We start from the raw sequence: 15,313 nt of genomic DNA, 5'->3' as shown, positions 1-15,313 counted from the left end.
AGATAACCGTAGCGTGGAAAACGGCGCAGCCTTTTCCACGTTGAAAGCGGGGTTTGGGCACACCCTTTCCCCGGCTCACATCCAAGAGGAGAGGACGGGTACGGCAACGGAATTGAGCTATTGGCACTCGAAGCATCGCGGCCATGGGCCGTTCCTACCAAGCGTGATTTTCTGTAGGAGCGGCCCATGGCCGCGATCAGGCTGGAAAACCCTACCCCGGCCCCAACCAAACCGTCAGCGCATGCAGCACCAAGCCCACCAGGCCGCCCACCAGGGTGCCGTTGATGCGGATGAACTGCAGGTCCTTGCCCACACTCTGCTCCAGCTGCTGGACCAGTTCGCCGGTGTCCCAGGCCGCTACCCGGTCGGCGATGTAATCGCCGATGCGGCGCCGATTGCGGTCGATGAAGGGCGGCGCCACCGCCATCAGCTGCTCGTTGATCCAGCGGCGCATGGCCTCGTCGCGACTCAGGGTGTCGCCCAGCTCGGCCAGCAGCCGGCCCAGGCGGCGGCGGATGCGCGAGTCCGGGGCGGCGAGATCGGCCTGCAGCCAGTTCACCAATTCGTCCCACAGTTCTTGCAGATAGCCAGCCAGCGCCGGATGCGCAAGCAGCCGATCACGCAGCTGCTCGCCGCGCAAGCGGAAGGCCGGGTCCTGCTTTAGTCGTTCGATGAAGCCGACCAGATAGCCATCGAAATGCCGGCGCAACTCGTGTTCGCGGTCATGACTGATCTCGCCGATCAGGCGCGATACCGCCTGCACCACCTTGATCGCCGACCAGCGCCCGACCCGCTCGTCCAGCCCCAGGTACTTGAGGGTGCGCAGCTCGCCGCCGATGGTGCGGGCGATCAGCGCCTGGGTCTCCTCGTCCTGCAAGAGCCGGTCGATTTCCTGCAGCACCTCGTCGAGCACCGCCTGGTGACGGTTGTCGGCGGTCAGCATATCGAGCAGCTCGCCGGACAGCGCCGCCACATCCAGGCGCTGCAGCCGCTCCACCGCCATCCGCCGGATGAAGGCCTGCACCCGTACTTCGCGCAGGGCCTCCAGAGAATAGCGGGCGACACCGGTGGCCTGACTGGCGACGGCAGCAGCGTTGTCCGGCTGGCGCAACCAACCCGCCAGGCGCGTGGCGGCGTCCAGCTCTTCCAGCTTGGCCAGCACCTGGGGCGTGGCGAGGAAATGCAGGCAGATGAAGTCCGACAGCTTGCGCCCAACTCCGGCCTTGTTACGCGGAATGATGGCGGTATGGGGAATCGGCAGGCCCAGCGGATGGCGGAACAGTGCCGTCACCGCGAACCAGTCGGCGATGGCCCCGACCATGGCGGCCTCGGCGAAGGCGGCGGCGTAGCCCCAGGCCGGATGGCTGGCCTCCAGGGCAGTGGCCAGGCAATAGAGCGCTGCTGCCAGGAACAGCAGTAGCAGCGCGATGAGCTTCATGCGCCGGACCGGGGTGAGGCCGTCGAGAGGAGATGAAGGCATGACGATGGGACGGTCCTTTTGCATCGAGCGGGGTGATTGAGTAGAAAACGGCACTTGGGCGTAGTTTCTTACGCGCGATCGTAGTGCTACCCAACCCCATCCTAGCGCACGCTCTTATCTACCCGCTTCGAGCCCTGCCTTCGCACATACTGTGTTTTCAGAGTACCTGCAGGCATGCACCCTCACCGGTTCATCAAGGAATGCGAATACCCAAAGCGTTCAAGGTTGGGGTATCCATACGCCCATTGATCGTCAGACCGGTATCCATTTGGAAGGACATCAAGGCACCCCGGGTACTTTTACCCAGAACGCCATCGATAGCGCCGTGGTAGTACTGTTTGAGTGTCAGCGCCGTTTGCACGCGCATGACCAAGCTGGATAGTGCCTCGCCAGTCGGCTGTGCTTTACCAGATGTCGTGTTCGGTTCGGTCGTGGTAGTGCCACTACTTTTCGAGGGGGCATAGAGTCCTGAGCTACCACTGTAGCCGGACGCCCCGCTACCACCACTACTGGGGGCACGATAATAGCTATCGGATGAGCTCGGTGCAGTATAGGAGCGCGGACTGCTGTAGCCCCCAGAACCACTGTAGTGCGAACTATGAGAGCTGTGGGATCGATGAGAGCTATGCGAGCGATGAGCTGCATAGAGATTGGTCGCATCGAGGGCATTGAGTGGATTGCTGAACACCGGTACCTGATTCCCTGGAGTGGCGCTCCACGTCATATCGGCCAAAGGCATCTGGTCGGCCTGGGCCAGAGCACTTCCGGCGACCGGCAATAGGGTGACATGACCGATAAGCATCTTCCAACGATCAAGCAGACTCATGATGCGCTCCTTGCGAAGACAATAAAGCCTCGGCAGCCAGAGGACGGATACCCCGGCTCTGCCAACGCTCGTTATGGGATTTGAAAAAACCGGAACAACGAGTAACCGCTGCACAATCCTGGCAGGCGTCGATGAAGAGGTTTTTCCAATCCGAAATACTCTGCCGGGCAAAAGGCCTCAGGGGCGGGGATACCAGGCAAAGCGGTAGGTTGTAGAGCGATACGGGAATTCCACGGTGATGCAGAAAGAACACTGCCTCGCTCAACTCCTGCTGATAATCCAGAGGATCGATCCAAAGCTCGGTGTGATGCTTCCTAGCCAACCCTGTGCTTTCGATTCCCATGAATGCAACGTGGCGAACGAAAGGCAGATTACGAAACAGGAAGAGAGCCAGTTGCGGCAGCCGTGGTGTGGTCAGTCGATTGAGAACAACCCTGATCTCCACAACCTGATTGGCCCGGGCCAAGTTGTAAAGCCCGCGCAGCGTTTCGCTGAAAGCCCCTGGTGCCTGTACCAACTGATCGTGATCACCAGCATTGTCTGCATAGAGGGGTATGCCCCAACTCAGCTTGGGATGATCGAGCGCTTGCAAGTCGCCAATCCAGGTTGGGTCCTGGAGCAGCCGGCCATTGCTGAGAAGGTGCAGCGCCTTGTCGGGTATGACGCTTTTAGCCTTATTCAAGACTGCCAACAGGCCCTCTCTATAAAGCGTAGGCTCGCCGCCACTGATCCCAAGATGCTCTTCGCCTGCATCCATCAGATCGAGCAGGCGCAGATTTTCCTCAATATGCCAGCGATCATCTATGTCCTTGGGTGGTTGGGAACACATCAGGCAAAGGCTGTTACAACGATCGGTCATGAACAACAGGTTGCTGTTCGCGCCACGGCGATAAAGCACCCTTACCAGGTTAGAAGCAGGAGAAAGGGCGACGACATCTCCAGAGCGCGCCACGCCCGGGCTCCTACACTCACTCAAAAGAATTCGGCCTGATGGAATGTCACCGTCGAACACCGAATCGCACATGAATCCGGCAACCGGTATCCGCAACAGCCCTTGATATAGAGGACCAGCGCTATCGTCGAGATACAGCAGTACATCCGCCAGTTCGACCTGCCCCGCACATCTGGCGAGGCCATGCTCGACGAACTCCGCTGCGGTGATCACCTTCAACAGACGGGGCTCATGAAGATTGCGAATGAGGAATTGCGTTTCCTTCGCTAGCATCTCACTACCCCCGGTAACCAGGCAAACTGACGTCTGCGAGAGACCGTCTACTGAGCCAGGACAACAAAATGCGCTGAGTCTCTTCGCTGCCATCTCGCAACAGAACGAACAGATGTCGCAACAGCTCCATGTTCTTCTGGCAGAAGGCACTGAAGGCCCGATGTCCTACGGGGTCGCCCTGACGAGCGTAATGCTCTATAGGGTCGCTGCCGCAGTAGGGAACCAAGGCGCAGTCGTTACACCCTGGCAGGGTTTCCGCGACTCCCGACGCCAGCAGTAATTGCATCGCTGGGGAAGCCAATAATTCGTGCAAGGGCTGCTGAACATTCCCTAGACGCAGCCCCTTCTCGCCCATTTCGACCAGCATCCTAGCTTCGTCGGACGGATAGACATCGCCATCGTAGTTATAGACTAGGGCGCCCAGGCCAGCGCCTAGAGGTGAGCGCAAATCGACATAGCCACTAGAGAAGGGTGTCAGCACGTTGTTCAACAGCAATGCTGTGTAGCTTTCGACCAGATAGGTGCCCTGGCTATTCAACGCGAGTAGGTAGTCCAGTGCACGATGGTAAAAGGCCAAGTAACGGGCCATGGGATAGGCCAGCCTCTGCGCACTTTTTGTAGCGAAGCCATACGGACTAAGGGGCCGTAGCGAAATACTGGATAAACCTTGGCGAACGTATTCGTCAATGATGGCTTCGGGTTGCTCGAGACTTCTGGCAGTAAGGGTAGTCAAGGCGGACACGGCATCAGTACCAAGCCGCGCGCGAACCCTGTGGATACCCTCCACGGTTCGCTCGTAGGCATCCCGTGTCGGTGTAGGCCGGTTGGCGTTGTGCAGAGCAGCCGGCCCATCCAGAGAGGTTGAGAACTGAATACGATGCGTGGCAGCGAAGTCCAAGATGGACTCGTCTAGATGATGCAGGGTGCTGGTGATGACGAACTGAACGTTGCGCTTTTCCCTGCTGTTGCGCTCCACCACCTCTTCAACGATCTGTCGAATCCTGGGAAATGCCAGTAACGGCTCACCTCCTTGAAATTCGACAGTCAAAACGTCCGATGAGGATTCGAACATCCTAGATACCGCATGGCGTGCATCCATTTCGCTCATGTCATGCCCAGCTCCACCCAAAGGAGCGCGGGACACCTGGCAATACTGACACGTGTGATTGCAACGCAACGTGGTAACAAAGAGGTGCAGAGCAGGCCCCTGCTTCAAGAAATCTTTGCGACTCAGATACTGGGCGGCCATCTCTGGCAAAGGATCATGCCCGTCGGGTTCGTAGATGAAATGACGAGCCAGCAAATCCTTGTACAGCGCCGTACCTGGCCGGAGTTGGCGATCTACCAAGGCTCGCAACTGCTCTTCGGAAAGAAAGATGTATTCCCCAGTATCTGTCGTAACCAGAATCTCTCGCGACGACTGCCCGCCCAGTCGCATGAAACGGAAAGGCAGCAGTCGGTAACCACCCTGCATAGCGATGAGCTGGGTCATCTAGCGAACGCATCCATTCAGCGCCGCCTTTACCAGCAGCTCGCGCAAACCGACTGTTTCCTGTTGGATACGTTCGCGTAGCGCGAAATCGTTCAACTGCTGCAAAAGCAGAGCCCGCGCAACATCGGGAGAGGGCTGCAGCGAAATGCAGTCTTGAGGTGCGGGTAACGCCTCAATGCACCATTCGCCATCACTAGTCTTGAGTTGAATGACCAGGCGATCTGCGAGGCTATAAATTGCCCGTTGGACGCAGCTCAGCGAATAGAGGGTGGGATCTAGCAGTAACGTGACAGGCCATGTCATGAGGGCGTCCTTGATAACCCGAAGCCAGCTCTCGAAACACTGCAGGACTTGCAGCTTAAGCAGTATTCGAAGAACGAGCTCCTAGGGTGCATCCCCTGGACTATCAAACAGAGCACTTTACGCCAAACGGTTCGCGAGGCAGGACGAATAGTCTTATTAATTACATCGCTTCCTTTGGATACCTCATCCCCTGACAGACAGTTAAGGAGCGAGATTAGAACTACCCGCCTATCTCCTAATCCAGCCTGACCCAGCGCTCCTCCTGGGCCGATTGCCGCGCGGCCTGGGCCAGGCGCTCCACTTCCCAGGCCTCCTGGAAGTCGACACCGGTGTGCCCGGGGTTGCCGCCCAGGGCCTCCAGCAGCGAGCGGACCTCCAGGGTCTTGAGTTCGTTGTAGCCGAGCTGGTGGCCGGGGGCCGGGCAGAAGGCGGCGTAGTCCGGCAGGTGCGGACCGGCCAGCAGGGTACGGAAACCGGCCAGTCCCGGACGGTCGCCGACCTGGTAGAGGCGCAGTTCGTTGAGGCGCTCCTGGTCGAAGCTGAGGGTGCCGCGAGTGCCGCAGACCTCGAAGGCCAGACGATTCTTGCGCCCGTGCTTGAGCCAGCTGGTGGTCAGGGTGCCGCGGGCGCCACTGGCGAAGCGCAGCAGCAGATGGGCCTGGTCGTCGATCTCCACCGCCCGGGTGCCACCCTGGTGGGGCCGCTGGCCATGAGCGGTGTGCAGATCGGCGCAGAGCGCCGCCACCGGGCCGAGCAGGAAGCGCGCCAGCGACAGGATATGGCTGCCCAGGTCGGCCAGGGCGCCGCCGGCCTGGCGGGTCTCGCAGCGCCAGGTGAAGGGCCCCTGGGGATCGCCCATGAAGTCTTCGCTGAATTCGCCGCTGAAGCTGACGATCTCGCCCAGTTCGCCGCTGTCGATCAGCTCGCGCGCCTGCCTGAGCATGGGATTCTGCAGGTAGTTGTAGCCGACCCGGTTGACCACCCCGGCCTGGCGCGCGGCGTCGCGCATCTGCGTCGCCTCCTCCAGGCTCACCGCCAGGGGCTTTTCGCAGTAGACCGCCTTGCCCGCCGCCAGGGCGGCCAGGGCCATGGGCGCGTGCAGCAGATTGGGGGTGGTGATGGCCACCAGCTCGACCTGGGGATCGGCGATCAGGCGCTCCCAGTCGCAGCTGCGGGTGAAGCCCCAGGCGTCGGCGCAGCGAGCGGCGCGCTCCGGATCGGCATCGGCCAGGGCCACCCGCCGTGGGCGGACCGGGAGCACGAAACTGCTCGCCGCGTGATGGAAGGCCTGGGCATGGGCATGACCCATGAAGCCTGTGCCGATCAGACCGATGCCGATGTCGCGCATGTCGTTCTCCGTCAGGGGTATAGAAAGACCCGGCCGGCCAAGCCAGTAGCCGACCGGGTAAAAGGGATGACTTTGGAGTGGGGGCGCCCTCACCCCGGCCCTCTCCCAGCGGGAGAGGGGAAGAGCGCAAGCCCTAGCGCTTGGCCTTGCGCTTGTTGCGGTACTGGTCGATGACCACCGCGACCACGATGATCAAGCCCTTGATGATGTCCTGGACGTAGGCGTCCACCCCGAGGAAGGTGAAGCCGCTGGCCATGGTGCCGAGGATCAGGGCGCCGATCACGGTGCCGGTGATGCGCCCTACCCCGCCCGCCAGGCTGGTGCCGCCGATCACCGCCGCGGCGATGGCGTCCAGTTCGTAGGACATGCCCATGCCCGCCTGGCCGGTGGCGGCGCGCGCAGAGGCCACGACCCCGGCCAGGCCCGCCAGCAGGCCGGCGATGCTGTAGACGATGATCAGGTGCTTCTTGACGTTGATGCCGGAGATGCGCGCGGCCTGCATGTTGCCGCCGATGGCATAGGTGTACTTGCCGTACTTGGTGTAGCGCAGGGCGATGTGGAAGATCACCGCCACCACCAGGAAGATGATCACCGGCATGGCCCCAGCGCCGATGGCGGTGTAGTTGTCGGACAGCATGCTGATCGGCTGGCCTTCGGTGTAGTAGCGCGCCAGGCCGCGGGCCGAGACCATCATGCCGAGGGTGGCGATGAAGGGCGGGATGCCGGTGACGGCGATGATGCTGCCGTTGATGGCGCCGGCCAGCAGCCCCACCCCGAGGCCGGCCATGACCGGCACCCAGACCGGCAGGTCGGTCAGCGAGGGAAACACCGCCCGGCCGAAGTCCGAGCCCTGGGCCAGACTCGCCGCCACCATGGCCGACAGTGCCAGCACCGAACCCGAGGAGAGGTCGATGCCGGTGGTGATGATCACCTGGGTCACGGCGATGGCCAGCAGGCCGATGATCGAGACCTGCAGGATCATCAGCACCAGGCGCTGGGAATTCATCAGGAAGCTCTGGTCACGCAGGACCCAGCCGAAGGCCTCGAAGGCCAGGCCGATGCCCAGCAGCACCAGCAGGATGCCCAGTTCGGTGGGAATGCGGCGCCGCGGGCGCGCGCTGGGTAGCTCGGCGGTTTTCTTGTCCAGGAGGGCACTCATCTTGTTCTACCTCTTGTATGCCGGGAGCGATGGGCGCAGCCCACCGCGCGAAGGGTGCGCTAGTGCAGTACGGGATTGCCCGAGGCCAGGTGCATGACCCGCTCCTGGGTGGCTTCGCCGCGATCGAGAAAGCCGGTGACGGTGCCTTCGTGCATCACCATCACCCGGTCACTCATGCCCAGGACCTCGGGCAGTTCGGAAGAAATCATGATCACCGCCAGGCCCTCGGCGGCCAGCTTGGCGATCAGCCGGTAGATCTCGGCCTTGGCGCCGACGTCGATGCCGCGGGTGGGCTCGTCGAGGATGAGGATGCGCGGCCGGGTCATCAGCCAGCGGGCGATCAGCGCCTTCTGCTGGTTGCCGCCGGAGAGATTGGCGATGCACTGGTCCAGCGAGGGGGTCTTCACCCGCAGTTGCTGGCGCATCTCCTCGCAGAGCTGGTCGAGGCGCTGCTGCTGCACGAAGCCGCCGCTGGCGAAACCATTCAGCACCGCCACCTCCATGTTTTCCCCCACCGACAGGCAGGAAAAGATGCCGGTGTCCTTGCGGTCTTCGGTGAGCAGCGCCAGGCCTTTCTGGATCGCCAGATGAGGATCGCTCATCCGTACCGGCCGGCCGTCGATGCGGATCTCGCCCGCCGTGGCCGGGGTCACGCCGAACAGCGTCTCGGCGACATTGGTGCGCCCCGAGCCCATCAGTCCGGCGATGCCCAGCACCTCGCCGGCGCGCAGGTCGAAGGAGACGCCGGAGAACACCCCGTCCAGGCCCAGGTCGCGCACCGACAGCAGTACCTCGTCGCGCGGCGCGGTGCGCTCCGGGAACAGCTGGGTCAGTTCGCGCCCCACCATCATGGCGATCAGGCCGTCACCGTTCATACTGTCGGCGCGCTGCAGGCCGATGTACTGGCCGTCGCGGAACACCGCGACCTCGTCGGCGATCTGGAATACCTCGTCCATCTTGTGGGTGATGTAGACGATGCCCTTACCCTGGGCCTTGAGGTCGGCGATGATGGAAAACAGGTGCGCCACCTCGGTCTCGGTGATGGCCGAGGTGGGTTCGTCCATGATCAGCACATCGCTGTCGTAGGACACCGCCTTGGCGATCTCCACCATCTGCCGCCCAGCGATGGACAGGCTGCCCACGCTGTCTTCCGGGTCCAGGGCGATGCGCAGTCGGTCCAGCAGCGCCTGGGTCTGGCGACGCATCTTGCCGTGGTCCACCAGGTGCAGGGCATTGAGCGGTTCGCGACCCAGCCAGATGTTCTCGGCGATGGTCATGAAGGGCATCAGGTTGAGTTCCTGGTGAATCATGGCGATCCCCGACTGCAGTGCCTGCAGCGGCGTCTCGAAGCGCACCGGCACCCCGCGCAGCCGTACCTCGCCAGCGTCGGGCTGGTAGATGCCGGCGATGATCTTCATCAGTGTCGACTTGCCCGCGCCGTTCTCGCCCATCAGCGCCAGCACGGTGCCGGGACGCACCCGCAGTTGCACGTGGGACAGCGCCTTGACGCCGGGAAACTCCTTGGTAACGTCGACGATTTCCAGCAGGTATTCGCCGGGCGCGGCCGTGGCCGCGGTGGCGGGAGCGACGGCAGGGGTGGCGGAACTGAGCATGATCACGATCTCCTCGCGGGCGCCGACCAGGCGGCGCGGGCCAGGTGCAGGCAGGTACCTGGCGGACAGGCGATCGGAGACCTATGCAGGGACAGAGAGCGGGATGGCATGACGGCACCTTTTATTCTTGTTGAAGGGTGCGTTCGCCGGGGCGAAGCACCGCTGTACGTCTTGGCTTGCCCTCGACTCTATTGGAAAATAAATTCCAGTCAATATCTTTTTGGAATTTTTAGGTGATAATCATCGAGGGTCCGCAACCCGCCCGGCGCCGCTGGCAAGGCCCCAGATAGACAAACGGGCGGTCCATTGCCGGACTGCCCGTTTGCTCTGGAAAGCCGTTCTGGCGCGGCGCCCCGCCCTCGTTCCAGGACGGCGCAGGCGCCTCAGGTCATTTGGTCATGGCCTGGAATTCGGCGACGTTCTCCGGGGTGATCAGGCGGAAGGGAATCAGCACGTTCTGCTCGCCGGGGGTCTTGTTGATCATCTTCAGCGCCGCATCGAGGGCGCCTTCCGCCTGGCCCTTGGCGTCCTGGAACACCGAGACCGTCACCAGGCCGCGCTTGATCGCCGCCAGGCCGTCGGGCGTACCGTCGACGCCGGTGACCAGCACGTCCTTCTTGCCGGCCTGGCGCAGGGCCATGGCCGCGCCGATGGCCATCTCGTCGTTGTTGGCGAAGATGGCGTTGAGCTCCTTGCCAGCCAGCAGCCAGTTGCTGGTCAGGTCCATGGACTTGTCGCGCTGCCAGGCCGCGGTCTGCTCCTCGACGATCTTGATGCCCGGATACTTGGCCAGGACTTCCTTCACCCCGGCGGTGCGATTGTGGGTGGAGTTGTTGGCCAGATCACCCAGCAGGATGGCCACCTGGCCCTTGCCGCCGAGCTTGTCCGCCACGTACTGCGCCTGCAGGCGGCCGGCTTCCTTGTCGTCGGAAGTCACCGCGACCACGCCCGCCGGCAGAGTGGGCTCGTCGGGGCGGCGGTTGATGTAGACGATGGGCACGCCGGCCTTGGTGGCGGCCTCGGTCAGGGTCCGGGTCGCGGCGGTGTCCACCGGATTGACGATGACCGCATCGACCTTCTGGCTGATGAAGCTCTGCACCTGAGTGAGCTGCTTGACCACGTCGTTGCGGGCGTCCTCGAACTGCAGCTGCACGCCGTCGGTCTTGGCCTTCTTGGTCATGTATTCGCGGACATAGGTAAGGTAGTTGTCGTCGAACGACGACATGGTCACCCCGACCTTGAGGTCCGCTAGGGCCGCGCTGCTGCCCAGCAGCAGCGACAGCGCCAGGGTGGCAAAGCGAGTTTTCTTCTGCATGGTTCAGGCTCCATTCGTGGGGTGACGATCAGCGAGGGGATCAGACGGGCGCAACGGCCAGGCGCACCTCGGGCGCCGCGCGGTCTTGAACCGGGCGGAGCCTGGGCGAACGCTGGAAAGACGCGGGAATCAGTGCGGGCGGTAGAACACCGCGGCGCCGGGCGAGGCGCAGAGCACGGCGCCGCTGCGCTCGTGGCAGAACAGCCGGCCGAGCAGGGCGAGCAGTCGGGAGGGACGCTGCACCTTGAGGCGGTGCACGGTGGCGAGGGCGAGACGGAAGGAATGCGTGGAGTGGTTCATGTGACGGCACCTATTATTGTTGTCGGGGCGCGCGGCCCTGGTGACTCGTTTCTGCAACTGCTCTCGACTCTATTGGAAATTTAATTCCACAACAAGAGAGAAATAGAAATTTCATTCGACCTGTACGAATGACCGCCGCGCTCGCCCCTGGACACCTGCCCGCGACCGCTCCGCCGCCTCTTCGAGGCCCTCTATCACCAGGCTTTCCCCCGTACGGGCACTCTGCCGCGCCGCCGCCAGGATCGCCTGGCAGGCCAGTGTTTCCTGCGGCGTGACCGGCAAGGGCGCGCCCTGGGTCAGGGCCGCCAGCCAGCCCTCGTAGAACAGATCCCAGCGGCCCCGTTCGCTCGGTACCCGCGCGCGCTCCTCGCCCACGCTCAGCCAGCCCCAGCGCTGATGCTCCTCGGCGCCCCAGCCGGCCTTTTCGCTGCGCGGGGTACGCCCCTGGCGCAGGGCCGCGGCCTGGCCATCGAGGCCATCGACGCTATAGACGCCCCGCTCGCCGACCACCCGCAGCCGCTGCGGACAGTTCTGCAGACCACTGCCCGAGAGGTGCGAGACCACCCCCGAGCGATGGCGCAGGGACAGAAAGAATTCCCGCTCCCGCGCGAGATCGCCACGGGGGAATTGCGCCTCGGCATAGACCCGCTCGACCGGCCCGAACAGCAGCAGCGCCTGGTCCACCAGATGGCTGCCCAGTTCGAGGAGCAGGCCCGCCTCGGTGCTCAGGCCCGCCGCGGCCAGGTCGGTCAGTTGCAGGCGCGACTCGAAGAGGCGTACCCGACCCAGGCGCTTTTCGCGCAGCAGTCGCGCCAGGGTGAGCAGGTCCGAATCCCAGCGGCGCAGCTGCTGGACGCAGAGCGGGACGCCCCGCCGCTCGGCCAGCGCCACCAGGTCCTCGGCCTCTGCCAGGGTGCTCGCCAGCGGCGCCGCGCAGACCACCGGCAGGTCCCGCCGCAGCGCTTCCCGCACCTGCGCCGGACGTTCGCCTAGAGGCGTGGCGATCACCAGGCTGTCCACCCCGGCGGCGATCAGCCCGGCCAGGTCGGGATGGCCGGTGACGCCGGGATACGCCTTGGTCAACTCGGCATGCTGCGCCGGCGAGACTGTCACCACACCCACCAGTCGGACGCCCGGGGTGCTGGCGATCAGCGGCGCCTGCAGCAGGCGCCCGAGGCCGTCGTAGCCGACCAGTCCGATTCTCACGGCCGAGGCCTACCCTGCAGGCAACACATCCCCGCGAGCGACCTAGGCGTAGAAAGCCGGTCGGCTGGGCAGGGTCACCGGCTCGATGGCGCCGCTGTCCTGTGCCTTGATGCAGGCGTCGGCGGTGACCGCGGCGATGTAGCCGTCCCAGGACGACGGCCCGGTCAGCTGGCCGGCGGCGAGGTCGTCGATGAAGGCCTGCAGTTCCACGTCGTAGGCGGCGATGAATCTGTCTTTCCAGTCCATGAGGATCTCGTTGGACAGCCGCGCCTCGCTGCGCAGCTGCACCGAGGTCGGCTCCGGCAGGCGGGCGATGCCGCGCTCGCCGACGATCTCGCACTGGATGTCGTAGCCGTACTGGCAATTGACGAAGACCTCGACGTCGATGCGCACGCCCTTGGCCGTTTCCAACAGCACCACCTGGGGATCGCGCAGGTGCTCGCGCGCCGCTGGCGCCTTGCGCGGAAAGACCACCTGGGCGGACACGTAATGATCGTCCAGCAGCCAGGCCAGCACGTTGATCTCGTGGATCAGGGTGTCGGTGATGGCCATGTCGGTGCTGTAGTGCTCGCTCACCGTGGGATTGCGGTGGGCCGCATGGATCATCAGCGGCGCGCCGATGCGATCGGCGTCGACCACCGCCTTGAGCTGGCGATAGCCGGCATCGTAGGGCCGCATGAAGCCCACCTGCACCAGGCGCTTGCCGTGGGCCTGCTCGGCTTCGACGATGCGCCGGCAGCCCTCGGCAGTGGTCGCCAGGGGCTTTTCGCAGAACACCGGCTTGCCGGCGGCGATGGCGGCCAGCACGTACTCCTCGTGGGTCGGCCCCCAGGAGGCGACCAGCACCGCCTGGACGTCCGCCGCGACGATCAGCGCATGGCCGTCGGCATAGACCTCCGCGGTGATGCCCAACTCCTGGACCACCCGGCCGGCCTGGTCGGCGTTGATGTCGGTCACCGCCACCACGCGACTGCCCAGCAGGGTGTGGCTCAGGCGGCGGATGTGTTCGCGGCCGATAGCGCCGGCCCCGATGACACCGATGTTCAAGGTCATGACGTCTTTCTCCGATTTGGATTTGTTGTGGAGTGAGCGGCGCTCAGTACTGGCGGGCCTGGGCGGCGTTTTCCCTGAGCACCCGGGCGACGGCGGCGATCTTTTCGCTGGTGGAGACCTCGGCGCCGCCGACCCGCCACCAGGACAGGTAGCCGTGCAGCATGGTCTTGGGCAGCACCTTGATGTCGATCAGGGTGGAGACCGTCTGCCGACGGGCATCGGCCAGGGCCGCTTCCAGCTCCTCCAGGGTGCGCACGCTATAGGTCTTGCAGCCGTAGGCGGCGGCGCTCATGGCGAAGTCCACCGGCACGAAGTCGCCGTCGAGCTTGCCGGTCTCCGGATTGCGATAGCGGAACTCGGTGCCGAAGCTGCCCATGCCGTGGCCGACCTGCAGGTTGTTGATGCAACCGAAGGTCATGTTGTCGAGCAGCACCACGTTGATCTTGCGCCGCTCCTGGATGGAGGTGGCCAACTCCGAGTGCAGCATCTGGTAGGAACCGTCCCCCACCAGCGCATAGACCTCGCGCTCCGGTTCGGCCAGCTTCACGCCGAGGGCGGCGTTGATCTCGTAGCCCATGCAGGAATAGCCGTATTCCAGGTGGTAGGTGTTGACGCCCTTGCTCTGCCAGGCGCGCTGCAGGTCACCCGGCAGGCTGCCGGCGGCGGCGACGATGATGGCGTCGTCGTCCAGCCGTTCGTTGAGGCGGCCGAGCACCTGGCTCTGGGTCAGGGACGAACCGGTCAGGCGGACGAATTCCTCCAGCACCGCGCGCGGCAGGTCGTCGTCAATCTCCGGCACGAAGTCGGCGCCGGTGTAGCCGACCGCGTAGACCCGCTCCACCTCCTGGCGATAGCGCTCACGCGCTTCACCGACCTGGCCGCCCCAGCCGGCGCGGTAGTCGGTAGCCCCTAGCGCCTCGGTCAGGGCGTCGAGGGCTTCGCGGGCATCGGCCACCACGGCCAGGCCATCGAGCTTGCCGGCGTCGAAGGCGGCCACGTTGAGATTGAGGAATTCCACCTCGGGATGCTGGTAGAGCCACTTCGAGGAGGTGGTGAAATCGGTGTAGCGGGTGCCGACGCCGATGATCAGATCCGCTTCCCTGGCCAGCAGGTTGGCGGCCAGGCAGCCGGTCTCGCCGATGCCGCCGACATTGAGTTCGTGGCTGGAGACGATGGCGCTCTTGCCGGCCTGGGTCTCGGCGAAGGGGATCTCGAAGCGCTCGGCGAAGCGCTGCAGGGCCGCGGCGGCGCCGGAATACTTCACCCCGCCGCCACAGATCAGCAGCGGCTTGCGCTTGCGCCTGAGCAGCTGCACCGCCTCCGCGATGGCGGCGACCACCGGCGGCCGGCGATCCAGGCGGTGCACCCGCTTGGCGAAGAAGTAGTCGGGGTAGTCGTAGGCCTCGCCCTGGACATCCTGGGGCAGCGCCAGGGTCACGGCGCCGGTCTCGGCCGGATCGGTCAGCACACGCATGGCGTTGATCGCCGCGCTCATCAGCTGCTCGGGGCGGTTGATGCGATCCCAGTACTTGCTCACCGCGCGGAAGGCATCGTTGGTGCTGATCGACAGGTCGTGGAATTGCTCGATCTGCTGCAGCACCGGATCGGGCTGGCGACTGGCATAGACGTCGCCGGGCAACAGCAGCAGCGGGATGCGATTGGCGGTGGCGGTGGCCGCGGCGGTCAGCATGTTGGCCGCGCCCGGCCCCACCGAGGAGGTGCAGGCGTAGATCTGCCGACGCAGCTTCTGCTTGGCGAAGCCGGTGGCGGCATGGGCCATGCCCTGCTCGTTGCGCCCCTGGTGCACCACCAGCTCACCGGCGTCCTGCTCCAGTGCCTGGCCCAGGCCGAGCACGTTGCCGTGGCCGAAGATGGTGAAGACGCCGGCGACGAATCTGGTCTCGACGCCATCGACGCTGAGGTACTGGTTGTCGAGAAATTTCACCAGGGCCTGGGCCATGGTCAGACGTTGGGTGCTCATGGCTTCTCCCCG

At 64.2% G+C, this 15,313-nt stretch carries 13 protein-coding genes; all 13 read right to left on the bottom strand.

Annotation, left to right across the window (positions count from 1 at the left end; all coding sequences use genetic code 11):
* Positions 1-211: 211 nt before the first annotated feature.
* The 13 genes from PJ259_RS18750 to iolD all read right to left on the bottom strand — a co-directional run bounded on the left by PJ259_RS18750 (position 212) and on the right by iolD (position 15,301).
* The gene (locus PJ259_RS18750) at positions 212-1,480 is read right to left on the bottom strand and encodes a DUF445 domain-containing protein (RefSeq protein WP_271653783.1); all 1,269 of its coding nucleotides are present in this window, start codon (positions 1,478-1,480) and stop codon (positions 212-214) included.
* A 193-nt stretch (positions 1,481-1,673) separates the two neighbouring features.
* On the bottom strand, positions 1,674-2,306 hold the full coding sequence (gene hxsA / locus PJ259_RS18745) for a His-Xaa-Ser repeat protein HxsA (protein WP_183633813.1): 633 nt from the start codon (positions 2,304-2,306) through the stop codon (positions 1,674-1,676).
* Entirely contained in the window at positions 2,293-3,471 is a 1,179-nt protein-coding gene (gene hxsC / locus PJ259_RS18740) for a His-Xaa-Ser system radical SAM maturase HxsC (protein WP_442964903.1), read from the bottom strand. The genes hxsA and hxsC overlap by 14 nt, the downstream gene beginning before the upstream one ends.
* 64 nt (positions 3,472-3,535) lie before the next feature.
* On the bottom strand, positions 3,536-5,023 hold the full coding sequence (gene hxsB, locus PJ259_RS18735) for a His-Xaa-Ser system radical SAM maturase HxsB (RefSeq protein ID WP_271653781.1): 1,488 nt from the start codon (positions 5,021-5,023) through the stop codon (positions 3,536-3,538).
* Positions 5,024-5,326, bottom strand: a complete 303-nt coding sequence (gene hxsD, locus PJ259_RS18730) for a His-Xaa-Ser system protein HxsD (protein ID WP_271653780.1) — start codon at positions 5,324-5,326, stop codon at positions 5,024-5,026. It abuts the gene before it with no gap.
* 235 nt (positions 5,327-5,561) lie between these two features.
* Positions 5,562-6,674 carry a Gfo/Idh/MocA family protein gene (locus PJ259_RS18725; RefSeq protein WP_271653779.1) on the bottom strand — a complete coding sequence of 371 codons (1,113 nt, stop codon included), beginning with the start codon at positions 6,672-6,674 and terminating at the stop codon, positions 5,562-5,564.
* 133 nt (positions 6,675-6,807) lie between these two features.
* Positions 6,808-7,833, bottom strand: a complete 1,026-nt coding sequence (locus PJ259_RS18720) for an ABC transporter permease (protein WP_133861581.1) — start codon at positions 7,831-7,833, stop codon at positions 6,808-6,810.
* A 59-nt stretch (positions 7,834-7,892) separates the two neighbouring features.
* The gene (locus PJ259_RS18715) at positions 7,893-9,446 is read right to left on the bottom strand and encodes a sugar ABC transporter ATP-binding protein (RefSeq protein WP_133861582.1); all 1,554 of its coding nucleotides are present in this window, start codon (positions 9,444-9,446) and stop codon (positions 7,893-7,895) included.
* A 388-nt stretch (positions 9,447-9,834) separates the two neighbouring features.
* Entirely contained in the window at positions 9,835-10,761 is a 927-nt protein-coding gene (locus tag PJ259_RS18710; protein ID WP_133861583.1) for a sugar ABC transporter substrate-binding protein, read from the bottom strand.
* Positions 10,762-10,890: 129 nt separating this feature from the next.
* Positions 10,891-11,061, bottom strand: coding sequence for a hypothetical protein (locus tag PJ259_RS18705; protein ID WP_166655915.1), 171 nt, complete (start codon positions 11,059-11,061; stop codon positions 10,891-10,893).
* A gap of 111 nt (positions 11,062-11,172) precedes the next feature.
* Positions 11,173-12,267 (bottom strand): Gfo/Idh/MocA family protein, encoded by a 1,095-nt coding sequence (locus tag PJ259_RS18700; protein ID WP_271653778.1) that lies wholly within the window; start codon positions 12,265-12,267, stop codon positions 11,173-11,175.
* A gap of 42 nt (positions 12,268-12,309) precedes the next feature.
* The gene (locus PJ259_RS18695) at positions 12,310-13,320 is read right to left on the bottom strand and encodes a Gfo/Idh/MocA family oxidoreductase (protein ID WP_271653777.1); all 1,011 of its coding nucleotides are present in this window, start codon (positions 13,318-13,320) and stop codon (positions 12,310-12,312) included.
* A gap of 43 nt (positions 13,321-13,363) precedes the next feature.
* Complete coding sequence (iolD, locus tag PJ259_RS18690) at positions 13,364-15,301, bottom strand: 3D-(3,5/4)-trihydroxycyclohexane-1,2-dione acylhydrolase (decyclizing) (RefSeq protein ID WP_271653776.1); 1,938 nt, start codon at positions 15,299-15,301, stop codon at positions 13,364-13,366.
* Positions 15,302-15,313 lie beyond the last annotated feature (12 nt).

The organism is Pseudomonas sp. JBR1, from assembly GCF_028198185.1.
In the GTDB taxonomy this organism is placed as follows: Bacteria; Pseudomonadota; Gammaproteobacteria; order Pseudomonadales; family Pseudomonadaceae; genus Chryseomonas; species Chryseomonas oryzihabitans_E.
Note: the sequence above shows the minus strand (reverse complement) of the source record. Positions and strands in the feature narration are given on the sequence as shown.